This is a genomic window from Agrobacterium fabrum str. C58, assembly GCF_000092025.1.
Taxonomy (GTDB): Bacteria; Pseudomonadota; Alphaproteobacteria; order Rhizobiales; family Rhizobiaceae; genus Agrobacterium; species Agrobacterium fabrum.
On the sequence record NC_003063.2, the window covers coordinates 1,391,404 to 1,413,850 of the forward strand.

25 protein-coding genes and 1 pseudogene are annotated in these 22,447 nt (G+C 59.3%); 19 read left to right on the plus strand and 7 right to left on the minus strand.

Going from position 1 to position 22,447, the window contains the following annotated elements:
* Positions 1-43: 43 nt before the first annotated feature.
* Complete coding sequence (locus ATU_RS19950; RefSeq protein WP_010973694.1) at positions 44-658, minus strand: nucleotidyltransferase domain-containing protein; 615 nt, start codon at positions 656-658, stop codon at positions 44-46.
* A 34-nt stretch (positions 659-692) separates the two neighbouring features.
* Complete coding sequence (locus ATU_RS19955; protein ID WP_010973695.1) at positions 693-2,039, minus strand: aminotransferase-like domain-containing protein; 1,347 nt, start codon at positions 2,037-2,039, stop codon at positions 693-695.
* Positions 2,040-2,174: 135 nt separating this feature from the next.
* Here ATU_RS19955 and ATU_RS19960 point away from each other — a divergent pair, with 135 nt between their 5' ends.
* The 4 genes from ATU_RS19960 to ATU_RS19975 are packed head-to-tail and all read left to right on the plus strand — an operon-like array spanning position 2,175 to position 4,765.
* Positions 2,175-2,579, plus strand: a complete 405-nt coding sequence (locus ATU_RS19960; RefSeq protein WP_010973696.1) for a VOC family protein — start codon at positions 2,175-2,177, stop codon at positions 2,577-2,579.
* A 31-nt stretch (positions 2,580-2,610) separates the two neighbouring features.
* Positions 2,611-3,240, plus strand: coding sequence for a LysE family translocator (locus tag ATU_RS19965; protein WP_010973697.1), 630 nt, complete (start codon positions 2,611-2,613; stop codon positions 3,238-3,240).
* Between the two features lie 56 nt (positions 3,241-3,296).
* Positions 3,297-4,142 carry a PhzF family phenazine biosynthesis protein gene (locus ATU_RS19970; protein ID WP_010973698.1) on the plus strand — a complete coding sequence of 282 codons (846 nt, stop codon included), beginning with the start codon at positions 3,297-3,299 and terminating at the stop codon, positions 4,140-4,142.
* Between the two features lie 26 nt (positions 4,143-4,168).
* Complete coding sequence (locus ATU_RS19975) at positions 4,169-4,765, plus strand: NUDIX domain-containing protein (RefSeq protein ID WP_010973699.1); 597 nt, start codon at positions 4,169-4,171, stop codon at positions 4,763-4,765.
* A gap of 115 nt (positions 4,766-4,880) precedes the next feature.
* Here the strand turns inward: ATU_RS19975 and ATU_RS19980 are convergent, their stop codons facing one another.
* Positions 4,881-5,768 carry a LysR family transcriptional regulator gene (locus ATU_RS19980; protein ID WP_010973700.1) on the minus strand — a complete coding sequence of 296 codons (888 nt, stop codon included), beginning with the start codon at positions 5,766-5,768 and terminating at the stop codon, positions 4,881-4,883.
* Between the two features lie 124 nt (positions 5,769-5,892).
* On the opposite strand from ATU_RS19980, the gene ATU_RS19985 reads away from it, so the two are divergent.
* The 8 genes from ATU_RS19985 to ATU_RS20020 all read left to right on the plus strand — a co-directional run bounded on the left by ATU_RS19985 (position 5,893) and on the right by ATU_RS20020 (position 12,536).
* Positions 5,893-6,246 carry an antibiotic biosynthesis monooxygenase gene (locus tag ATU_RS19985; protein WP_035257896.1) on the plus strand — a complete coding sequence of 118 codons (354 nt, stop codon included), beginning with the start codon at positions 5,893-5,895 and terminating at the stop codon, positions 6,244-6,246.
* Between the two features lie 285 nt (positions 6,247-6,531).
* Positions 6,532-6,975, plus strand: a complete 444-nt coding sequence (locus tag ATU_RS19990) for an acetyl-CoA carboxylase biotin carboxyl carrier protein (protein WP_010973702.1) — start codon at positions 6,532-6,534, stop codon at positions 6,973-6,975.
* A complete protein-coding gene (gene accC / locus ATU_RS19995; RefSeq protein WP_035257899.1) occupies positions 6,975-8,366 on the plus strand; it encodes an acetyl-CoA carboxylase biotin carboxylase subunit in 1,392 nt (463 codons plus the stop codon). Before ATU_RS19990 ends, accC begins: the two co-directional genes overlap by 1 nt.
* Positions 8,363-8,791, plus strand: coding sequence for a hypothetical protein (locus ATU_RS20000; protein WP_006315981.1), 429 nt, complete (start codon positions 8,363-8,365; stop codon positions 8,789-8,791). The genes accC and ATU_RS20000 overlap by 4 nt, the downstream gene beginning before the upstream one ends.
* Positions 8,788-9,495, plus strand: coding sequence for a 5-oxoprolinase subunit PxpB (pxpB, locus tag ATU_RS20005; protein ID WP_010973704.1), 708 nt, complete (start codon positions 8,788-8,790; stop codon positions 9,493-9,495). Before ATU_RS20000 ends, pxpB begins: the two co-directional genes overlap by 4 nt.
* Positions 9,492-10,487 carry a 5-oxoprolinase subunit C family protein gene (locus tag ATU_RS20010; protein ID WP_010973705.1) on the plus strand — a complete coding sequence of 332 codons (996 nt, stop codon included), beginning with the start codon at positions 9,492-9,494 and terminating at the stop codon, positions 10,485-10,487. Before pxpB ends, ATU_RS20010 begins: the two co-directional genes overlap by 4 nt.
* A gap of 30 nt (positions 10,488-10,517) precedes the next feature.
* A complete protein-coding gene (locus ATU_RS20015; RefSeq protein WP_010973706.1) occupies positions 10,518-11,285 on the plus strand; it encodes a 5-oxoprolinase subunit PxpA in 768 nt (255 codons plus the stop codon).
* A 45-nt stretch (positions 11,286-11,330) separates the two neighbouring features.
* The gene (locus ATU_RS20020; protein ID WP_010973707.1) at positions 11,331-12,536 is read left to right on the plus strand and encodes a pyridoxal phosphate-dependent aminotransferase; all 1,206 of its coding nucleotides are present in this window, start codon (positions 11,331-11,333) and stop codon (positions 12,534-12,536) included.
* Between the two features lie 58 nt (positions 12,537-12,594).
* Here ATU_RS20020 and nac read toward each other — a convergent pair whose 3' ends face one another.
* A complete protein-coding gene (gene nac / locus ATU_RS20025) occupies positions 12,595-13,500 on the minus strand; it encodes a nitrogen assimilation transcriptional regulator NAC (RefSeq protein WP_010973708.1) in 906 nt (301 codons plus the stop codon).
* Between the two features lie 240 nt (positions 13,501-13,740).
* Here nac and ATU_RS20030 point away from each other — a divergent pair, with 240 nt between their 5' ends.
* The 6 genes from ATU_RS20030 (at position 13,741) to ATU_RS20055 (ending at position 18,375) form a co-directional block, all read left to right on the plus strand.
* On the plus strand, positions 13,741-14,520 hold the full coding sequence (locus tag ATU_RS20030; RefSeq protein WP_010973709.1) for an SDR family oxidoreductase: 780 nt from the start codon (positions 13,741-13,743) through the stop codon (positions 14,518-14,520).
* Positions 14,517-15,224 carry an amino acid ABC transporter permease gene (locus ATU_RS20035; RefSeq protein WP_010973710.1) on the plus strand — a complete coding sequence of 236 codons (708 nt, stop codon included), beginning with the start codon at positions 14,517-14,519 and terminating at the stop codon, positions 15,222-15,224. Before ATU_RS20030 ends, ATU_RS20035 begins: the two co-directional genes overlap by 4 nt.
* A complete protein-coding gene (locus ATU_RS20040; protein ID WP_010973711.1) occupies positions 15,221-15,979 on the plus strand; it encodes an amino acid ABC transporter permease in 759 nt (252 codons plus the stop codon). Before ATU_RS20035 ends, ATU_RS20040 begins: the two co-directional genes overlap by 4 nt.
* The gene (locus ATU_RS20045; protein ID WP_006315969.1) at positions 15,976-16,740 is read left to right on the plus strand and encodes an amino acid ABC transporter ATP-binding protein; all 765 of its coding nucleotides are present in this window, start codon (positions 15,976-15,978) and stop codon (positions 16,738-16,740) included. Before ATU_RS20040 ends, ATU_RS20045 begins: the two co-directional genes overlap by 4 nt.
* 30 nt (positions 16,741-16,770) lie before the next feature.
* Positions 16,771-17,607: an ABC transporter substrate-binding protein gene (locus tag ATU_RS20050; protein WP_010973712.1), complete on the plus strand. Its 837-nt coding sequence runs from the start codon at positions 16,771-16,773 to the stop codon at positions 17,605-17,607.
* A 93-nt stretch (positions 17,608-17,700) separates the two neighbouring features.
* Entirely contained in the window at positions 17,701-18,375 is a 675-nt protein-coding gene (locus tag ATU_RS20055; RefSeq protein WP_010973713.1) for a 4-carboxy-4-hydroxy-2-oxoadipate aldolase/oxaloacetate decarboxylase, read from the plus strand.
* 144 nt (positions 18,376-18,519) lie between these two features.
* On the opposite strand, the gene ATU_RS20060 is transcribed toward ATU_RS20055, so the two are convergent.
* Positions 18,520-19,359 carry a type 1 glutamine amidotransferase domain-containing protein gene (locus ATU_RS20060; RefSeq protein ID WP_010973714.1) on the minus strand — a complete coding sequence of 280 codons (840 nt, stop codon included), beginning with the start codon at positions 19,357-19,359 and terminating at the stop codon, positions 18,520-18,522.
* An 83-nt stretch (positions 19,360-19,442) separates the two neighbouring features.
* On the minus strand, positions 19,443-20,135 hold the full coding sequence (locus tag ATU_RS20065; protein WP_010973715.1) for a type 1 glutamine amidotransferase domain-containing protein: 693 nt from the start codon (positions 20,133-20,135) through the stop codon (positions 19,443-19,445).
* Between the two features lie 188 nt (positions 20,136-20,323).
* On the opposite strand from ATU_RS20065, the gene ATU_RS20070 reads away from it, so the two are divergent.
* On the plus strand, positions 20,324-21,223 hold the full coding sequence (locus ATU_RS20070) for a LysR family transcriptional regulator (RefSeq protein WP_010973716.1): 900 nt from the start codon (positions 20,324-20,326) through the stop codon (positions 21,221-21,223).
* Positions 21,224-21,248: 25 nt separating this feature from the next.
* Here the strand turns inward: ATU_RS20070 and ATU_RS20075 are convergent.
* Positions 21,249-22,373 (minus strand): annotated as a pseudogene (locus ATU_RS20075) (zinc-dependent alcohol dehydrogenase family protein).
* Between the last annotated feature and the right edge of the window lie 74 nt (positions 22,374-22,447).

A 22,447-nucleotide genomic window follows, 5' to 3' on the forward strand; every position in this document is an offset into this window, starting at 1 on the left:
TCAGCAGTGCTGGACAGAAACTGGTGGGCTGGGAAGCTGGCTTTCACAGCGCCTGCGCCCATTCATGGCCGGGATGCAGGAGCTCAAGGCAATTCCGCAGCCACCGGCGTTCCGACAGGAGCAGTTTCGGGTGTGCATTTACGAAATCCTGCTCGTCCTTGGGACGCCGGTGCTTCGCCTTGAAGAGAAGCACTGCGGATGGGTTGAGGTAAGGAATGCCGTCGGCTGTCAGCGCAACCATGTCGGTGCGGGGTCGTGTAATTTCCGGATTCCTCTTGTAGGCCCAGGTATCATCCGTTCCGGGCTCGATCATCATATCGACGCGCCAGCACTTGGCAGTGCGATCGAAACACCAGATCTGGAAAATCTCCGAGGCCGGTTGCCGATCCGGCGGGAGCCGTTCGAGAACGCCGTCATTGACGGTGTAGAATTCCATCTCACTCAGTTCACGCCGGAAGATTTCCAGATCTTCACGCAGCACCGTGAATTCAAGGTCGTCATGTTCGCGCATCGTGCTTCCGTGCCACAGGTCGAGAGCCCAGCCGCCAACGATGCACCAGGGTCTCGATATGCCGCTCAACCGCCGGGAAAGCTCGGCAGGGCTCCAGGGTTCCCACGCATCCTGGTCCGGCAACATCCGGTGATTGTTCATGATCATAGGGTCTCTCTTGCCTGATTTCGGTCCGGTGGCGTCAGGCCCGCCGCCTCAGCAGTCCCGCCAGGACAGTCAGTGCCCCGGTCAGGTCATCGAATGACGGGCCGCCGAGGCAAAACCGGATGCCGCTTGCCTGATCTTCCGTATCCGCCATCATGGAATCAGGCGCGGTCAGCCTTATGCCGCTTGCCGCGGCGGCGGATACGAAGTCCTTGGAGGCAGCACGCTGCATCGGCAACCAGACATTGTATGCATCGGGATGCGAAACAAGCTCGCTCGCACCCAGCAGGGAAACCGCAAGGCTGGAGCGTCGCCGCGCCTCGTGGCGCAGATCACGCTGGATCGATGAGATGACGTCGGTGGTCAGCCAGTCCTCAACCACCGCACAGGAAAGGGCGGAGGGGGCCATCGGCGCATCCTGCAAGAAGTTTTCTGCGGCATCCTTCTGTCCCGCTGGCAGCGCCAGTACCCCGATCTGCAAACCGGGGCCGAGCGATTTGGACAAGCCATTCACATGAAACGAAATGTCAGGCGCCAATGCCGCCAATGGGCTGAAACCCGGGTCGGATGCGGCATAAACGCCGTCCTCGATGATCCAGGCACCGGCCCGGCGACAAATATCCACGATGGCATGTCGCCGCGCCATACCCATGGTGGCGGTAGTCGGATTATGCAACGTCGGCGTCAGATAGATCGCCCTGACACCACCCGGTTTCATGCCAGCAAGCGCTTCCGCAAGTGCCTCCGGCACCATCCCTTCGGCATCGATCTCCACACCCCGCACCCTGCACCCTTTACGCCGAAGCAGCGCGAGCGCGCCGGGATAGGTGATCCGCTCGGTCAGCAGCAGACCATCCTTGCCGCAGGTAAGATCGAAGGCCAATGACAGTGCCTGGCGGGCACCGCTCGTCAGCACCAGATGCGATGGATCGACGGACAGGGCCTGCGTCGCGAGCCAACGGGCCAGAACACGCCGGTGTTCCACATGCCCGACGGGCGGAGCATAGAGATTGAAATGATCCGCATCGATCTTGCGCGCGATGCCGGTCAGTGTTTTTGCCAGAATACGGGCGTTGAGCGTGGCCGGCGGCGCGTTGGACGAGAGGTCGATCTGCCGGTCGTTATGTGCTTCCTGAAGCGCGACGAATGTTCCCCGACCCTTGACGCTGCGCGTCAGGCCGCGCCGTTCCAGAACGGCATAGGCCTTCGTCACCGTGCCGAGACCCACGCCCAGTTTCCACGCGAGGTCACGATGGGCCGGCAGGCGGGCACCGCCCGTCAACCTTCCCTCGATGATATCGTCGGCAAGTGCCAGCACCAGCCGTTCGGCGGCATTCGCCTCGATATCTGCAAGGCGAGGTACCCAGGGGGATTGCAGCAACACGATCTCAACCTCGTTAAAAGTGTCACGTTACACTATTTAGATAACCAAGAAGTGTAACATAGGCTATGAGGGCGCTGAATGAAATCCACACTTTGCAACAGGCGACAGCCATATGGCGGGCGCATCGAGGTTTAAATGTTCAGCCACGTAACCGTCGGAACGGATGATCTTCAGCGGGCGGGACGTTTCTATGATGCCGTGCTCGCGCCGCTTGGCCTGATACGCCGGACCATCACACCCGATGGCGGACCTGCGGCACTTTGCTGGGTGGCAACGCACGCCCCATTGCCGCGTTTTTACGTCTATAGCCCCTTCAATGGCGAGGCGGCGACGGCTGGCAATGGTGGCATGGTCGCCTTTCTCGCGCCATCGAAAGGGGCGGTGAACAACGCCTATGCTGGCGGTTTGGCTCATGGTGGAACCGACGAAGGTGGTCCAGGCCCACGCCCGCATTATGGCGATGGTTATTTCGGCGCCTATCTGCGTGATCCCGATGGGAACAAGGTCCATATCGTCCATCGCGGTGATCTCCCGCACTAGTGGGGAGCCATTGATTTCCGGAGAAGCCGATATGTTCGCCAGCCAGCTTGCCATCGTTTACGGCACGTATCTCATTGCCACCGCCAGCCCGGGGCCAAGCAACATGGCAATCATGGCAACGGCGATGCGCGATGGCCGCCTGCCGGCTCTTGCTCTGGCGGCGGGCGTCATCACCGGTTCGCTGTTCTGGGCAATCCTGACGGCGACCGGCCTGTCCGCCGTGCTCACTGCCTATGCCCAGGCGCTTTTCGTCATCAAGATCGCTGGTGGCGCCTATTTGCCCTATCTGGCCTTCCGTGCCGGCAGATCGGCCCTCAAACCGGTTTCCGATCTTGCAGGGATGACTGTGGAGCGCGCGGTGCCGCGCTATCGTTCGCTCTATCGGCAGGGGCTTTTCATGCATATCGGCAACCCGAAGGCCATTCTGTCATGGATAGCCATCATGTCGCTCGGGTTTCGCGCGGACGCGCCCGCCGGCATGGTGCCGGCAATCATCGGCGGCTGCGCCATTCTCGGCGTCACCGTGTTCGGTGGTTATGCCTTGCTTTTCTCGACCGCCTCGATGATTGCACTCTATACCAGACTACGGCGATGGATCGAATCCGTGCTCTCGGCGGTCTTTGCGGTTGCGGGTCTCAAACTGCTTGTCTGGCAGAACTGAAGGCCACACCCTCCGCCCACGTCCGCCGGTTGATCCGAACTGAAAGAAACGATGTCATGACCCTTGCTATTCACATGATCGATGTATTCGGCTCCGGGCCGCTTTCCGGCAATCCGCTGGCCGTCGTCACGGGCGCCGACAAGCTGACGACCGATGAAATGCAGCGGTTAACGCGGTGGTTCAACCTGTCCGAAACCACATTTCTTTTGCCGCCCACCGATCCCAGGGCTGACTATCGGGTCCGTATATTTTCACTCGACCGGGAAATGCCCTTTGCCGGACACCCTACGCTGGGCAGTTGCCATGCGTGGCTCTCCGCCGACGGTTCGCCCAAAAACGAAACGGCCATCATTCAGGAATGCGGTGCCGGGCTGGTCCCGGTCCGGCGCGCGCAGGGGCGGCTTTCCTTTGCCGCCCCGCCGCTTATCCGTTCCGGTGCACCGACGCCCGCCGAGCTGGAAGAGGCTCTGCAGCTATTGGGGATCGAGGCCCATGACGTCGTTGATGCCGCCTGGATCGACAATGGTCCCGGATGGCTGGGGGTCAGGCTCGCATCGGCCGAAAAGGTGCTTTCCATCGATCCGGTTCGCAGCTGGCCCGGGCGCATTGATGTCGGTGTGGTTGGCCCTCATGCGGAAGGCGGCGAGGCTGCCTTTGAGGTTCGTGCCTTCTTCAGCGATCATCTGGGCGCCATCGCCGAAGATCCCGTTACCGGAAGCCTTAACGCCTCGCTGGCGCAATGGCTGTTTGCCACGGGCATGGTCGCGGCAGATTATGTCGCCGCGCAGGGGACACGTCTCGGCCGTCATGGCCGCGTTTACCTGAGCCGCGATGAGACCGGTGCAATATGGGTGGGTGGGGAAACACGCACACATGTCGAAGGCCGATTGCTCGGCCTTTGAAAGACAGATGAAAACGAGGTGACTTGATGAATGACAGTGTTTACCGCCCAATTTCCGAACGCGTGTTGGCGGATGATTGGGGACGGCTGACCAAGTATGAATATGAACTCCGGCTGCGGGACGGAAGCTGGCAGAAGCAGACCCGGGAGGCATATGATCGCGGCAACGGGGCGACTTGCCTGTTGTACAATCCGGCAAACGGCCATGTCCTTTTAACCCGCCAGTTCCGATTACCGGTTCTCTTGAATGGCGGTCTGGCATCGCTGATCGAGACACCGGCAGGACTGCTCGAAGGCGCGGAACCGGCGACGCGAATGCGTGCGGAACTGATGGAGGAGACCGGTTACGAGGTTTCCGAACTCAAGCACCTGTTTGATATCTATATGAGCCCCGGCTCGGTCACCGAATATCTCGCCTTTTTCCACGGCGAATATGCCGACACCCACAAAGTGGGCGAGGGCGGCGGCTCCGCTGACGAGGGGGAAGATATCGATGTGCTCGAAATTCCCCTGCCGGAGGCGATGCGAATGATCGACCGTGGAGATATTCGTGATGCCAAGACGATCATTCTGCTCCAGCATCTTACCATCCGGCTTTTACAGGAAAAGCACGGGTCGCTCTGATCGTGGTCCACGAACATTGGTGGTTCGGGACAGGCGCGATCGCACACTCATGATCGACCAGAAAGAACGTTATCCGGCCCGGCGAAACAGCGCCGGACCGATCCAACGCCGGCGATCATCTGGCGAAAAGATTGGTGGCCATGTAGTCGACAAACGCTCTGACCTTTGGAGAAAGATATCGATTGGTCGGCCAGAGTACACAGAAGGTGCCCGTATCGGCCACGTAATCGTCCAGCAGCGAAACCAGTTTCCCCTCGGCGATTTCAGATGCCACGGCGAATGAAGGAAGACAGGTGACCCCGAATGATCGTTCCGCGAGATAGATCAAGGGTTCCAGCGTGCTTGCAACGGTCGCAACCGGCAGATCGATCCTGATCTCACGCCCATCGCGAACCAGCGGCCACGGTTCAAACTTTCCGGAATTCGCGAAACGGTGGTGGAGACAGCGGTGCCGGGCAAGATCTTCGGGAACCGTCGGCCAGCCATGCGCTTCAAGATAGCCGCGTGCCGCCACGATCCTGTGTTTGAAGGTGCCGAGCTTGCGGCTCATCAGCCTCGTGTCCCTGATATCGCCTGTCCGGATGACGGCGTCGAACCCTTCTTCGATGACGTCGACCAGTCGATCGGTAAAATCCAGGTCGAGATTGATGTCAGGATAGGCATCCATGAACGCCGATATTGTCGGCATCAGCAGCATGCCCGCCAGCGGAAGGCTGACGCGCAGCTGCCCGCGTGGAATGGCCTGCGATCTCGATAATTGCGCCTGGACGGTCTCATATTCCGACTGGATGCGCCGGCATGTATCGAGGAAAAAACCGCCATCCTCCGTCAGGGTCATGCTGCGTGTCGAGCGATTGAACAATCGCACACCCAGTTCGTCCTCCAGACGTGCGATAGCCTTGCCGACGGCTGATCCAGAGATGCCAAGACGATGTCCGGCCGCCACGAAGCTTCCTGCTTCCGCGACCTGAATGAATATGCCCAGTGTTCCGAGTTTGTCCATGATCTCTAATTAAGGAATTTTCTTCCGGTATGTTGAGAATAGCAGCTTCTTTATCCGCTATTTTCCTTTCGATATCCAGATGTGGCCGCGGCTGAATTGGCCGGGCTTCAAAATGGAGACATCTATGGAAACGACACTTCTTGCAGCCTTCACCGGCTCTCCTGCCCCCACGACTTTCATCGTCAACGTCATACATGTTCATCCCGGAAAGCAGGAAGAAGCCTTCGCCATCATTCAGGACGTCGTACACTACGTCGCCGAACGGAAAGAAGGATTCCTCTGGAGCAGCCTTGCAAAAAGCACGGACGGGCAGACGGTCGTTAATGTCGAGGCTATCCAGGGCGCCGGCAGCGTCGATGAATTCTTTAGCGATCCGGCATTCGTTGAAAAATTCCGCAAGCTGGACACGGTTTCGAAAAGCGAATTCCATACCTACCGAGTCGATGATCTGGTTCTTCCCAAGCTCAAGACCGCGTGACCGGCCTTACGACATCGGTTTTTAAGGAACGTGTCAGGTCGCAAGCTATGCAGGGGGAAATTTCCCCCTGTCGGTGGCCAAAACGGTTCATCCTTTTCTCCGCTGAGGAGATATGAATCAATTGAGCAGCGGCAGTGGTCATCCAGCCACCGTCACAACGCCGAAAACCGTGGTCCATTAAAACTTCGTTTGACCCCATCATATTGGCTATCGTGTACCCAGGTAGGCAGCCACGCATCGTTTGAATGGCGATTGCGGAGGGCTCTCTGAAATACCGAGTGTGCCATGGACCTGCCGAAGATAAAGACGCTGATCGATTTCGTTGGACGGACGAACGTCACGGAGCTGACGGTTACGGAAAAAAAAGTGACGGTCCGGATTTTCCGAACCGTTGGGCAGTCGGCGACTATTGCCGAGACGAATTCGACCGAAGGTGAGGTTGCCGGGCCGGCTTCTTCCGCAGATGTTTCAACTTCCGTCGTGAGCGCGGGTTCGACCTTCACCGTTAAGGCGCCGGTTTTTGGTGTCTTGCATCGTTCCCCGACGCCCGGTCAGAAACCGTTCGTGAATGTCGGCGATCGTGTCGAAGAGGGGCAGACCCTCTTCATCATCGAGGCGATGAAGGTCTTCAACACCATTGCCGCGCCGCATGCGGGCCGAATTGCATATCTTACTGAGGTCGATGGCGGCGAGGTCGAGACGGGCGATGTGCTGGCGGAGATCGCGTGATGGTGGAGGTCTTCAAAGATACGACACCTGCCGAAAGGCGCTTCGATACGGTTCTCATTGCCAACAGGGGTGAAATAGCAGCGAGAATCCAGCGGGCCTGCCATGAACTCGGGCTAAAAACCGTTGCAATATGCTCCGAGGCGGACAGGGGCGCATCCTATGTCCAGACTGCCGATAGTTTTCTTTGTATCGGCCCTTCCGCTGCGGGCAAAAGTTATCTCAACAAGGATGCCATCCTGCTCGCGGCGCGGTTGACATCTTCAGGAGCGATCCATCCCGGTTACGGGTTTCTATCAGAAAATACCGCCTTTTCGGACGCCGTCGAAAAAGCCGGCCTTGTTTTCATCGGACCGGGCGCATCGTCGATTGCGACGATGGGCGACAAGATCGCTGCTAAACGGGCGATGATTGCTGCTGCTGTGCCGTGTGTTCCCGGCCCTGATACGGCATTGCCGGATGATCCGGCTGCCGTCGAAAGCATTGCGCAGGAAATCGGTTATCCTGTCATCGTCAAGGCTGCCGGTGGCGGCGGCGGGCGGGGTATGCGGGTTGTGCCGGATGCCGGATCTCTGCATGAGGCGATTCCCACGACACGCGAGGAAGCCCGTCAGGCTTTCGGCTCGCCGGCGCTCTACATGGAGAAATTCCTTCAGCATCCCCGGCACATTGAAATACAGGTGCTGTGCGACACCCACGGACATGCCGTTTGGCTGGGACATCGCGACTGCTCCATGCAGCGTCGCCACCAGAAGGTGGTGGAAGAAGCGCCCGCGCCCGGCATTTCGCCTGACGTGATCCGGTCCGTCGGACAAGCCTGCGTCGAGGCCTGCCAGCAGATCGGTTATCGTGGAGTCGGAACGTTTGAATTCCTCTACGAGAACGGGGCCTTCTATTTCATCGAGATGAACACGCGTCTGCAGGTCGAGCATCCCGTCACCGAAATGACCAGCGGGATCGATATCGTCCAGGCGCAGATCAGGGCGGCACAGGGGGAGGAACTGGTTCTACGCCAGCAGGATGTAAAATGCGAAGGCCACGCCTTCGAGTGCCGCATCAACGCGGAAGATCCGCAGACGTTTCTGCCTTCCGCCGGGGTCGTGACGGGTCTTGCCTGGCCGCAGGGGCAAGGTATTCGTGTCGATACCCATATTCATGGGGGTTACAGGGTTTCTCCCTATTACGATTCCCTTGTCGCCAAGCTCATCGTCCATGCGCCAACCCGCAGCGAGGCGATGGCGAAGATGCGCGAGGCACTTGCCGGGACATCGATTGAAGGCATTTCGACCAATCTGCCGTTCCTGCGCGCGCTGTTTGAGGACGACGCTTTCGTGTGTGGTGAAACGGACATTCATTATCTGGAGAAATGGCTCAAGCAACGGAGAGTGGCATGAGTACGCTCGACCTCACCGACACCGCCACCATCGCGGCCCTGACCGAAGCCCTGACGGCGGCGGGTGTGGACGGAATTGAAATCTCAACGCCCAAGGGTCATTTGCGCCTCCTCGTTGCCACCGGCAACAGTGCACAGGCCGTTTCGGTGGTGAAAACCTCACCAGTTGAAACCGCTGCGGTACCAGTGATTGTCAAAGCCCCGATGGCTGGCCGTTTCTGTTCTTCTCACCCCTCCGCACCGGTCGAGACTGACAGCCTCCCGCGCTCGACCGGCAGTGCCGATGTTCTCGGCTTCATCCGCGTCGGCTTGGTTCTGCTTCCCGTATCCGCCGGTTGCCTGGGCGTCGTGAAGAGACGGCTTGCAGAGCCGGATGCGTTGGTCGGGTTCGGCGATCCCCTGTTCGAAATCGAGCCTCAATCATGATTGCTACGCCGAATATTCTTGCGCCGCTGCATGACATCCTGCCTCTTACCAAGGGCGAGGCACGGATTTCCTTCATCGGCTCCCGTTCCTTCCTGCTCGAAGCGCCCGGCGAATTCGATCTGCCCGCGCAGCGCTGGATCTGGGCCTTGTCGCAATCGGTCAGTAACTGGCCGGATGTTGCGGAAATCATCCCCGGCATGACCAATCTTCTGACTATCTTCAAGGAAACACCCGATGACCCCGACAGTGTCGTCGGGCGGCTGCGGGACGCATGGAACAGTGCCCAGAGCCTTGATCTGACTGGAAAAACCATCGAAATCCCCGTGCATTATGGTGGCGAATACGCAACCGATCTTGCTGCCATCTGCGATTTTTCCGGGTTAAGTGACCGCGAGGTGGTGCGTCTCCATCATGAGGCGACCTATCGTGTCTTCGCATTGGGCAGTGCGCCCGGTTTCGGTTATCTGCACGGTCTTGATCCCCGTATTTACATGCCCAGAAAAACCGTGCCGTCCATCAGGATGGAAAAGGGCTGCGTGACCATTGGCGGCATGCAGACCGGTGTGGCCATGCTGACGGGTCCGAATGGCTGGAACTCCATCGGTTATGCCGATCTGCAGATGTTCGATCCGGAATCGTCGGTGCCTGCCCTGATGGCGCCCGGCGATATCGTGCGGTTCGTGCCGGCGAGGATCGAGCTATGATCGAGATCATCGAAACAGGTCCTTTTAACACGGTGCAGGACCTCGGACGCCCGGGTTATCGCGACGTCGGTGTTTCCGCGGGCGGGGCCATGGACCCGCTGGCCGTCAAAATCGGCAATATCCTTCTCGGCAATTTCGACGATGCGGCCGTCATTGAGGTCCAGACCTTTCCGTTCAAAATGCGATTTGAAGCCCGTGCGGCCTTTGCGGTCACGGGGGCAGATGGTCAAATGTTGCTGGATGGCAGGGAGCTGCTTCCATGGTGTACCCATGTAGCCGCCGAAGGCCAGGTTCTGGAACTGAAGCAGCCACCACAATTTGCCCGTGCCTATATTTCTCTTACAGGCGGTGTGGATGTACCGGTGCTGATGGGGTCGCGGAGCACGGCGCTGCGCGGCGGGTTCGGCGGCAATGCCGGGCGGCCCCTTGCCAGGGGCGACAGGCTGAAGATCGGCACGGTCGCGGATGCACTACCGCTGCCGGCAAGCGGTATTGCCGTTATCGAACCTGCCACTGCTTTGCGTGACGTGTTCGCGCCGCCAATTGAAGGCATCTTGCAGATCCGCGCCATACCGGCCGGCGAACATGGGCTGTTCGCGTCCGATGGCGAGGCTTTCTGGAGCCAGACATGGCGCATCTCATCCCGCAGCGACCGCACCGGCTATCGTCTGTCCGGCGAACCGATCAAGCCGACGGAGACAATCGAAATGCGCTCCCATGGGGTCGTTCCGGGTGTGGTTCAGGTGCCGCCGGGGGGAGAGCCGATCATCCAGATGAGTGACGCCAACACGGCGGGGGGATATCCCAAGGTTGCCGGCGTGATCGAATGCGATCTGTGGCGCCTTGGGCAGGCGCGGATCGGCAGCCGGTTGCAATTCGTGCGCTCGACCCATGCTGAAGCGCGGGTCGTGGAACAGGCGGTTGCCAGCTATCTCGAGGATATCAGGCAGACTTCACACATGGTCAAGCGGGCGCTGAAGGCAATGGCCTGACGGCAGGTGAACGGATCGAAGGAGAATGCGATGAAGATCGATCTGAATTCCGATATGGGCGAAGGTTTCGGTCCTTATCGGCTGTGCGATGACGAGGCGATGATGAAGATCGTATCGTCTGCCAACATTGCCTGTGGTTTTCACGGCGGCGACCCCGACACGATGGCCCGGATGGTGCGTCTGGCGAAAGCGAATGGTGTCGGCATCGGCGCCCATCCGGGGCTGCCGGACCGCGCCGGTTTCGGACGACGGGAAATACCGTTCCAACCCGACGAGCTGCGTCAGCAGATGCTTTACCAGCTCGGTGCGCTGATGGCGATTGCCGGAGCCGAGGGGATGAAGGTCGGCCATTTCAGCTTTCACGCGGCGATGGGCAATATGGTCAATCGTGATCCCGTACTGGCGGATCTGATGATGAATGCCATTGCCACCGTCGATCCGCGGCTCGTGGTGTTCGTGACGCCAGAAAGTGAAATAGAAAGGGCGGCGAAACGCGCGGGCCTCAAGACACTGGCGCTGTTTCTGGCAGACCGTGCCTATGACGCCGAAGGCAGGCTCGTGGCGCGGGGACTGCCCGGCGCATTGGTCAAGGACGAGACGTCGGTGCGCGCGCGGGTTCGACGGTTCCTGACACATGGTCAGGTCGAGGCCATCGATGGCACGATCATCGCCATGCCCGCTCACTCTATCCTCGTCCACAGCGATACGCCCGGTTCTCTGGAACTTGCACGCATCATCCGCAGTGAAATCGAGGCTTCCGGCGCCACTCTGGCGCCTGCGGCCGAACACGCGGCCTGAGCCGGTCGCTGTTTGTTGTTTCCATCTCATCGAAAGATTACCCAGATGCCTTCCACCGCTGATCGCCTGAAAAATGTTTCCATCTCCGCTTCCGCCGCCATGACCCAGCGTGCCAGGGAACTGGCCGCGAAGGGGATCAAGGTCGTGAGCCTTTCCTCCGGTGAGCCGGATTTTCCAACCCCCGCCCATGCCATCGAAGCCGCGCATGCCGCGGCACTTAATGGTGAAACGAAATATCCGCCGATGGATGGAACGGTGGCGATGAAGGCCGCGATCAGCCGGAAATTCAAGCGCGACAACAACCTGACATATGATGCCAGCCAGATCGTCGTCTCCGCCGGCGGCAAGCAGGTGATCTTCAATGCCATGCTGGCCACCTGCAATCCGGGTGATGAGGTGGTCATCCCTGCGCCCTCATGGGTCAGTTATGCCGATATCGTCAAATTTGCCGGTGGCGTTCCAGTGCCGGTGCCCTGCTTCGAACAGGCTGGTTTCAAGTTGCGTGCGGAAGATCTCGAAGCGGCGATCACGCCGCGCACCAAATGGCTTTTCCTGAACTTCCCCAGCAATCCGACCGGTGCAGCCTGCTCGCGAAAAGAGATGGCGGCGATTGCCGAGGTTATGCTGCGTCATCCCCATGTGTGGATATTGACCGACGATATCTATGAACATCTCGTTTATGACGGGTTCGAATTCGGCACGATCGCTGATGTCGAACCGCGGCTTTACGACCGCGTGCTGACCATGAACGGCGTGTCCAAAGCCTATGCCATGACGGGCTGGCGGCTTGGTTATTGCGCCAGTGGCTCGAAGGAACTCATTACGGCCATCAGCAATGTCAACGGCCAGAATGGCGGCGGCATCACCACCGTCACACAGGCTGCAGCCATTGCCGCACTGGATGGCCCCCAGGACCTGCTGAAGGAAAGAGCCGCCATCTATCGCGAACGGCGTGACTTCGTTCTTGGCCAGCTGGCCGAGATCGACGGCCTGCGTTGCCACAAGCCGGAGGGCGCCTTCTACATCTATCCGAATATTTCCGGCCTCATTGGCAAAACCACCAAGGGCGGACGCAAGATAGAAAGCGACGTCGATTTCGTCATGGCGCTGGTGGATGAGCATCACGTCGCCACGGTGCAGGGTGCCGCTTATGGGATGAGCCCCTATTTTCGCCTTTCCTATGCCACCAGCATGGAGATGCTGGGCGAAGGATGCGCGCGGATCGCTCAGTTTTGCCGGGACATACGCTGACTGATGCAACACATTTCCCGGTCCGCTGTGGCCAGACCGGGAGATGTGATGTCATTCCCTAAAGTTTCAGCTTCTCTGTCAGTTCCACCAGAATGTCCTTCACCGCAAAAGCTGGTTCAGACAGGGAGTTCTGATCGGATGTGCAGAGGGACAATGTTTCTTCGATGCGCGGAGACAGGAGCCGGCAGACGAGCGGTTCGCCCGTTTCCGAGACGATACGGTCGGCTATCGCCTTTGGCATGATGGTGGCGCCAAGGCCGCTTGCGACGGCACGAGCCAGCGTTCTGACGATCTCGACTTCTGCAACAACCTTGAGATTGATCCGGCTGCGCGTAAATGCGGTGTCCACCGCGCGGCGCACGAAATTGTAACTCGGCGGCAACAGCATCGGCAACCCGTCCAGTGCGCCGATGGGCACCGGTTTCAGATCCGCTTCGATCGCGAAATTGCGATGGGCGACAAGATAGAATTCTTCACTTAGGACAGGCTCAAAGCGTACGCCCTTCATCGGGCCGACGCCGTGAATCAACGCCATTTCCAGACGGCCGTTCATGATCATCTGGCTGTAGGTCTGTCCGACACTTTCCGTCAGGTGGATCAAAATGCCCGGATGCCGTTTTCGCGTCTCCGCCAGCAGATCGACGGATAATGTGGCGGCGCTGCTGAAAGGCACCAGGCCGACCGAAACACGTCCCGCAAGCGAATTGCCCGCCGCTGCCGCATCGACCTGCGCCTGTTCCATCTGCCGCAGAATGATTTGCGCATGGCGGTAAACCGCATGTCCAGCATCCGTCATCGTCACGCCCTGCTGGCTGCGAATTAGCAGTTTCTGGCCGAAATGCTCTTCGAGCGCGGCCAGCTGCTGGCTCAGCGCCGGCTGGGCAAGGTGCAGAATATCGGCCGCACGCGTGATGCTGCCGCTGTCCACGATGACGATGAAGGATTTGAGACGTCTGATATCCATTGCGATGATGATGATTTCGGTTGTGCTGCGGCAAATCTACAAGGTCGCCCCCGTTTTGCAATGCGAACCGGGAACCGGAATCATCCGCAAACCTGTGTGAAGCGGATTCCATCAGGCTTTTTGCCCGGAAACCATGGCGCTTCGGGCTCCATAAAAGTTGCTTATTACTCCAAAAGTAATCGGTCTTAGGCAAGCAAATAAAGCTTCGCTAATCTCTATGGCAACGACAAGGGGATCAGAATGCCATTTTCCGATTACAAGACCGCATTGGTCACTGGCGCTTCGTCCGGTATCGGCGCTGCAGTCGTCGAGCGGCTGCGCCGCGAAAACATTGAAGTCCACGCCATCGCCCGCAGTGCCGATGCATTGAAGGAGCTGGCCGATCGGACTGGGTGTGTCGCGCATGTCATCGACGTAACCGATCGTGCTGCGATTGCCGACCTCGCAAGCCGGGTGCAGTTTGATATTCTGGTCAACAATGCCGGCGTGGATCGCCCGAAGAAATTTCTCGAGGCGGATGAAGCCGATATCGATCTTCTGGTCGACGTCAATCTGCGTGCCGTCCTCCACATCTGCCGGCTGATCGTTCCAGGCATGGTGGAGCGCGATCGCGGCCACGTCATCAATATCTCATCCATCGCCGGAAATTATAATTTCGGCGGCAATTCCACCTATCACGCCGTGAAGGCTGGCGTCGCCATGCTCTCGAACCAGCTTCGGATCGATGCATTCGGCAAGCGCGTGCGCGTGACGGAAATCTGTCCCGGCCGCGTGGCGACGGATATTTTCAGCCACGTTCACGGCAATGATCCGAGCGTGCGCGAGCGTTTCATCGACGGTTTCGAATTGCCGAAGGCGGAAGACATTGCCGATGCGATCGGTTTTGCCATTGCCGCGCCGGTTGCCGTCAATATTGGCCATATGGAAATCACCCCGACATTGCAGGTCATGGGCGGCCTTCAAACTGCCAAGCCCCAGACAGCAGCCCAGGAAGGCACAAAGAAGGAGCAGAAGCCGTGAGCGGCTTTGATCTTTCGGCTATCCTGAGCAATCAGGAATATATCGCGATGCTGCTGCACGGCATCGAGATGACCTTCATTATCTTCATCGGTTCGTGGTCGCTTGCCATGTCGCTCGCGCTCATCCTGCTCTGCATCCGCTTTTCGCCTTCCCGCTTCGGAGATCGGCTGGTCGCAGCCTATGTTTCCTATCATCGCAACGTGCCGACGCTGGTGCAGTTGATGCTATGGTACTTCGGCATCTTCACTCTGTTGCCTTCCGGCCTGACAGGCTGGCTGACGGAACATAACGCAGAAGCAATCTTCGCGGTGGTTGGCCTCGGCCTGTGTCAGGCGGCGTATTTCAGTGAGGATCTGCGTTCCGGTCTGCGCTCGGTCAGTCCGGGGCAGATGGAAGCGGCAAAGGCGCTGGGACACAGCTATCTCTCGGCGATGCGTTTCATCATCATGCCGCAGGGCGTGCGCAACGCGCTGCCTCCGCTCATCAATCACAGCGTCTCCCTGTTCAAGAACAGTAGTCTGGCGCTTGTCATCGGCGCGTCTGAATTGACCCATGCGGTCAAGGAAATCGAAAATCTGAGTTTCCAGACCTTCGAAATCTACCTCGTCGGCACGGTTCTCTATCTCTTCTTTTCGCTGTTGATCATGGGGGCCGGCGCCTATCTGTCCATGCGCCTTGATCCGGCCTGGAGGGCGCGCGCATGATCGGGGATATCGTCGCCATCCTGCACGATTACTGGCTGCTACTGCTGATCGGCCAATATCCGAACGGGCCTCTCGGCGGGCTCGCGAACACGCTCATTCTCTCGGCGCTCGCCATCGCTCTCGCTTTTCCGGTGAGTATCCTCATGGCGCTGGCGCGTTTGTCGACATGGCGCGTCCTGCGGTTGCCTGTGACGGCGTTGGTCTATGTCACGCGCGGCGTGCCGTTGCTGATGCTCATCCTGTGGACCTATTTTCTCATTCCGCTCTGGACCGGTGCCGATGTGCCAAGTTTCGCCATCATGCTGGCAACGCTTGTCGTCTATCAGGGCGCATTCCTGAGTGAAGTGGTAAGGGCCGGCATCGTTGCTCTCGGCGTCGGGCAGATGGATGCGGCAAAAGCGCTTGGTCATAGCTACGGCAGTGCGATGCGCTTCATCATCCTGCCGCAGGCGCTCTACAACATGATCCCGAGCATGATCTCGACCTTCGTGGCGACGATCAAGGACACGACGCTCGGTTATGTCATCAATGTGCCTGATCTGACCTTTGCAGCGAGCCAGGTAAACAACCAGCTTCTGACGCAGCCCTTCCAGGTATTTCTCATTCTTGCGGTGGTCTATTACGCCCTCTGCTGGAGCCTGACCTATCTCGCAAATGCCGTCGAACGCCGCATCGCCCGCCGCCGCGCCGGCTTGGTGAGCCGCCCGCATCAGGCATCCTTGACGCAGGCCAAAATCTTAACGGAGCAGCCATGACCACGACCGCATCAGTGACGCCCCAGCAGACGATCCGCATCTCGAATGTCTGCAAGAGTTATGGTGACTATCAGGTTCTCAAGAACATCGACGCCGAAGTTGCGCGCGGTGAGGTGGTTGTCATCTGCGGCCCCTCCGGCTCGGGCAAATCGACACTGATCCGCACCGTCAATCGCCTGGAGGAAATCAATAGCGGTTCGATCACGCTCGATGGGCGGGACATTCACGCCGCCACGCGCACCAGGGAATTGAACCTTCTGCGCAGCCGCATCGGTTTCGTGTTCCAGAGTTTCAATCTGTTTCCGCATCTTTCCGTTGTCGAAAACGTCACGATTTCGCCAATCCGCGTAAAGGGTGTTTCGCCTGATATCGCGCAGCAAAAGGCACTCGCACTGCTTGAGCGTGTCGGTCTGGCAGAAAAGGCAGGCGCTTATCCCGGTCAATTGTCCGGCGGGCAACAGCAACGCGTGGCGATTGCGCGTGCGCTCGCCATGGAGCCGCCCGTCATGTTGTTCGATGAGCCCACCAGCGCGCTCGATCCGGAAATGGTGGGCGAAGTGCTGGCCGTGATGAAAGGCCTGGCGGCGGAAGGCATGACCATGCTGTGCGTCACCCATGAAATGGGGTTCGCGCGTGAAGTCGCGGACCGCATCTGGTTCATCGACGCCGGAGAAATACTCGAAAGAGCAACGCCGGAAGAATTCTTCAAGACACCCCGCCATCCCCGCGCGCAGCGGTTCCTCGCCGATCTGCGTCACTGATAACAGCCAAAATATAAAAGGAGAACAGCAATGAACTGGAAATGCCTTACACTTACCGCCGCAGTTCTGGGCGTCGCAGCCGCGTCGCCCGCTATGGCGGACCAACTCGATACGATCACGGCGAACAAGGTGCTGCGCTGCGCGACCTTCGCCGATGTTGTTCCCTTTGCCGCGCCGGATCCGAAAACCCGCGAGATGGCCGGTTTTGATGTCGATCTCTGCAAGGCCATCGCGAAGGAACTCGGGGTCAAGGCGGAGATCAAGCCCGTATCGGTCGAGGCCCGCGTTCCCGAAGTGAAGCTCGGCCGCGTCGATATCACGGTTGCCAATCTTGCCTACACACAAAGCCGCGCCGAGCAGATCCAGTTCAGCGACCCCTATTATCTCGCCAAGGAAATGCTGATCGTTCCGGTCGAGGATGCCGGCAAGAAGAAGTCCGACTATGAAGGCCAGCGTGTCGCTTCGACCAAGGGCTCGACCTCGGAAATGTCGATCAAGCTCAACAAGTCGGAGCCCTTGACCTTCCAGGATACGGCGTCCGCCTATCTTGCCGTTCAGCAGGGCAAGGCGCGCGGCATGGTGGCCAACACCATGACGACCACGAAATTCGTCAAGGAATCCAAGACCAAGGGCAAGCCGATGCGGATGATCGAAGAGCCAATGCTCTATCAGCCGATCGGCATCGGCATGGCGAAGGACAATCCGGCCCTGACCGCGAAGATCAACGAAATTCTCCGCAAGCTTGATGCCGATGGCGAGATCAACACGATCTGGAACAAGTGGCTCGGCCCTGACACGGAATACAAAATGACCCGCACCGACAAGGTCGTCCCGCTTTCCGAGCTGAAGTTCGACCCCATCCCCTGATCTGCTGACCCGCAGCATCGATTTCAACATCCACTTGAACTCAAATGCGAGCGGCGGGACGTTCCCGCCGCCAGCCTTACCGTGGGAGGTTTTATGATCCACATCAAAGATATAGCAGAACGGCCAAGCAGGGCGGACATCGAAGCGCTTGCGAAGTTTTCGCCCGCCACCATCCATGAGGCGCAGGGCCGAAGAGGCGCATTGTCCTCCCGCCTCAAGCCGGTCGATTACCGGATGAAGCTGTGCGGCCCGGCTTTCACCGTCAGATGCGCACCCCGTGACAACATCATGCTGCAGCTTGCGATCAATTACGCCAAGCCCGGCGATATCATTGTCGTTTCGGCCGGCGAATACGAGGAAGCGGGCTCGTTCGGTGACGTTCTGGCCAATGCCTGCCTTGCAAAAGGTATTGGTGGTTTGGTGACGGACACAGGCGTGCGCGACACGCTGCAACTGCGAGACCTCGGTTTCCCTGTGTTTTCCCTCAGTGTCTGCATCAAAGGGACCGTCAAGGAAACCATTGCAGCAGTGAACGACAGCATTATCGTTGGCGGCGAGACCATCAATCCGGGCGATATTGTCGTTGGCGATGCCGATGGTCTGGTTGTGGTGCGTCGCGCCGAGGCACAGGAAGCCGCACGGCTGTCGCAAGCCCGTGAGGACGCCGAGGCGGGTTTCATAGAAGCTTACAAACAGGGTAAATCGGTGATCGAGGTCAGCAATCTGGAGCCTGTGCTGAAGGCGAAGGGGCTGGTTGTCGATATCTGATCTTGGAACTGGCAACCGCCGTTCAGTAATTCCTTTGGCGAAAATCGCCAAAGGTAAATTGCGGAATGCAGGCTGTCAGCCAATGGCAAGATTCCAATGGCTGACTGAAGGATGGCCGTTACCGGTACGTCTTCTTTGCCCGGCTTATTTCAGGCGCTTCAGCAGCTCTTCAGCCACGGCCGGGGCGGAGGCGGGGTTCTGGCCAGTGATCAGTTCGCGGTCGGTCACGATATGGGACGTGAACGGCGTCTGGTTGCTGATGAAGTCACCCCCTGCCGCTTCCAGCGTCGTCTGCGGGTAGAATTTCATTTCGCCGCCATTGAGCAGACCTTCGGCGATTCCCTCTTCCTCATTGCTGATGACGGTCATCTTGTAGCCGGCATAAATCCAGCCTTCGGCCTTGGTGGAACCGCCTGTCTCCAGTGTCGCGGTGAAGGCCGTCGCATCGGGCAGGGTGGACAGCAGGGCGATCGGTCCATGGCAGGCAAGTGCCGTGGTCTTGCCCTTGGTGTGAAAGTCGGTCAGGAGCTTGCCCAGTTCCGGACTGACGAGGAGGTCCTGCATCGGTGCATGACCTCCGGGTACATAAACGGCATCGAAATGATCGTAACCGATCTGCTCGACACGTGCGAGGCTGACGACCGGCGACTTTTCCCGCGAAGTCAGGTTGAGCTTTTCGAGCAGCGCGCTGCTTTCTTCCATGGCAGCAACGTCGCCGCCGAAATGCATCTTGTCCACCGAGGATTTATCGAGTGTAGGGGCGCTACCCTTCGGCGTGGCGAAGGTGACGTCGTGACCGGCGTCCAGTAGTACCTTTACCGGCTGCATCAACTCGTTGAGATAAAAGCCGGTCTCGAAAACCTTGCCGTCTTTTAGGTGTAGGCGATCGGAATCCGAGAGGACGACCAGGACATTGGCCGCCTGTGCGCTGAATGCGCTTGTTCCAAGAGCAAGGGCGAGGGCGAAAGTGCGGATGGGTTTCATGTTTTTCTCCAGACATGGGCACTCCCTGCCCCGCATGGACGGGGAGCGCTGGTGTTTTGTTGTTGGTGGCGTGGTGACGCCGTTCAGGCGGTCAGGAGGTCGCGCAAGGCTTCGCCGACGCCGGTCGCCGATTGTGGGTTCTGGCCCGTGACCAGCCTTCCGTCGACGACGACCTTGGCTGTCCAATCGGCGGCCGGATAATGATGCGCGCCGCGCATGGTGAGCGTGCTGGCGAGCAGGAAAGGAACGATCCTGTCCAGCTTGACGGCGCGTTCCTCGTCATCGGTGAAGGCGGCGACATTCTTACCGGCAACGAGATGGGCACCGTCGCTCAACGTGACATTCACCAGGGCGGCAGGGCCGTGGCAAACCGCAGCGACAACGCCACCCGCCTCGTAAATGCTGCGGGTGAAGTCGTTGACCGCCGGGCTTGTCGGAAAGTCCCACATTGCGCCGTGTCCGCCGGCGAAAAAGATCGCCGCGTAGTTTTTCGGGTCAAGATCGGCAAGGCGTGAGGTGTTGCGGATGGCGCCGCGGAAACCCTCGCTGTTCCAGTAGCGCGCATTGGTGGGGTCGTTGAGGTCGAGGCCATCGACCGGCGGCTTGCCGCCATCGATAGAAGCGAATTCGACCGCGATGCCGGCGGCGTCGAGGACGGCAAGAGGGTGGGTAACCTCACCGAGGTAAAAGCCGGTGGGCTCGCCCGTTTCGCCCTTGGTGCCATGGCTGGTCAGGACGAAAAGAACCGGTTTGATAGGCTGAGTTGCGTTTGTCATGAATTGCTCCCGACATCAGAGGTGAGGCTGGATAGCCTTTGACGAAGCAAACATATTGATGCCGATGGAGCTGATAAATGCGCCTTCGGGGAATTCATTTGTTCTTGAGGAGACGAAATAACTTTATTGGCGCGATGATCGGGGATAAGGCTGGCCGCAGACAACTGACTTATTCGCAAGGGGCCAAAATGGGGCGGCGGTTTGATCATCTCGGCGACGTGGAAGCATTCATCATCGTTGCCGAAAAAGGCTCGATGACCGAAGCAGCCGTTGCGCTTGCGACGACGGCATCGGTTCTCAGCAGGGCGATTACCCGCCTGGAAACCCGGCTTGGCGCGCAACTGATGCGGCGAACCACACGGCGCCTCAATCTGACGGATGAAGGCCGCGCTTATCTCGAACAGGCACGCGCGGCGTTTTCGATGATCGACGATGCGGAGCGGGCAATTCAGGGACCCACGGGAGCCTCGTTGACCGGCCATGTCCGCATCAGCGTGCCGACGACCTATGGCCACCACCGGCTGCCTGCCATGCTGGAACGTTTCATGCAGGCCTATCCCGAAGTCCAGATCGAATTGAGCATCACCAATCGCAATGTCGATCTGGTGGCGGAAGGTTATGATCTGGCGATCCGCCTCGGCCCCTTGCCCGATAGCGGGCTGGTGGCGCGCAAACTGGAAGACGCTTCGTTGCGTCTAGTGGCAGCCCCGCATTATCTCGAACGGGCGGGCATGCCGCAGGATGTCGAGGACCTGGCGGAACACCAGTGTCTGCCTTTCGTGATGCCGAGCACGGGGCGTTGTGCGCCATGGCTGTTTCATGTCGACGGCCGAGATCTGGACTGGACGCCACCAGGGCGTATCCAGGTGTTTGACGATGTGCTGGGTGTGGTGTCCCTGGCCGAAAGCGGTCTTGGCATCTGCCAGATCTATGACTTCATCATTCGTGACCGCGTCAAAGAGGGGCGGCTTGTCGAGGTGCTGGACCATGCGCAGGGACGCTTCCGGCCTTTTTCGCTGATCTTTGCCCCGCACCGCCGCCTGTCGGCCGCGACACGCACGCTCATCGACTTTCTCGTGGAGAAATAATCGCGAGTGGGCTGTGTAGCCGGTTTCAGAATTCGATGACTTGCCGAACGGCGCTTCCGTCGTGCAGGCGGTCGAACCCTTCATTGATGTCTTCTAGCTTCAGCCTTCCGCTCAGAAGGCGGTTCACCGGCAACCGGCCGTCGCGATAAAGGGCGATGAAGCGCGGAATATCCCGGAGAGGCACACAGGTGCCGATATAGCTGCCCTTGAGTGTCCGCTCCTCGCCGACGAGCTGCACGACGTTGAGCGGCAGGGCCGCACCCGGCGGTGGCAGACCGGCGGTAACGGTGGTGCCGCCACGTTTGGTCATCCTGAAGGCGTTTTCGAGGGCGCGAATAGACCCTGCCATCTCGAAGGCATAATCGGCACCGCCGGAAGTGAGCTCGCGGACCTGCTCGACGGCATCCTCATCGCGTCCGTTCACGATGGCGGTCGCGCCCAGTTCGCTGGCGAGTGCAAGCTTTTCCTGCGAAAGGTCGACGGCGACGATCTTGCTGGCACCGGCCGCCCGGGCTCCGAGAACCGCGGCAAGGCCCACACCGCCAAGTCCGATGACGACCGCAGTCGAGCCGGTCCTGACCCTTGCCGTATTCACGACGGCGCCGACGCCGGTGAGAACCGCGCAGCCGAAGAGTGCCGCCTCGACAAATGGAAGATCGCGGTCGATCTTGACCAGCGAATTGCGCGACACCACGGCATATTCGGCAAAGGCCGACACACCAAGGTGATGATGGACGACCTCGCCATGATAGTTCAGGCGGGTGGCGCCACCCAACAGCCTGCCTGCTGCATTGGCGGCGGCGCCCGGCTCGCACAGAGCGGGCCTGCCTTCCGCACAGGGCAGGCAATGTCCGCAACTGGGCATGAAGACCATGACCACATGATCGCCGGGCTCAAGATCGCGCACGCCTTCGCCCAATGCCTCGACGACGCCCGCCGCTTCGTGCCCGAGCGCCATCGGCATCGGGCGGGGCCGGTCGCCGTTGTTGACGGAAAGATCGGAATGGCAAAGGCCTGCGGCGCGGATGCGGACGAGGACTTCGCCGGGGCCGGGCGGGGCAAGCTCAATCTATTCGATCGCAAGCGGCCTGCTGGTGGCGTAAGGGCGAGACATATTCATCTCTCGCAATATAGCGGCTTTGACCTGCATTCTTTCTCCTTCCACGTAAAGTCGTTCATCAATGCCATCTTTCCACGGCATTGATAACACGCGTAATTCCATCA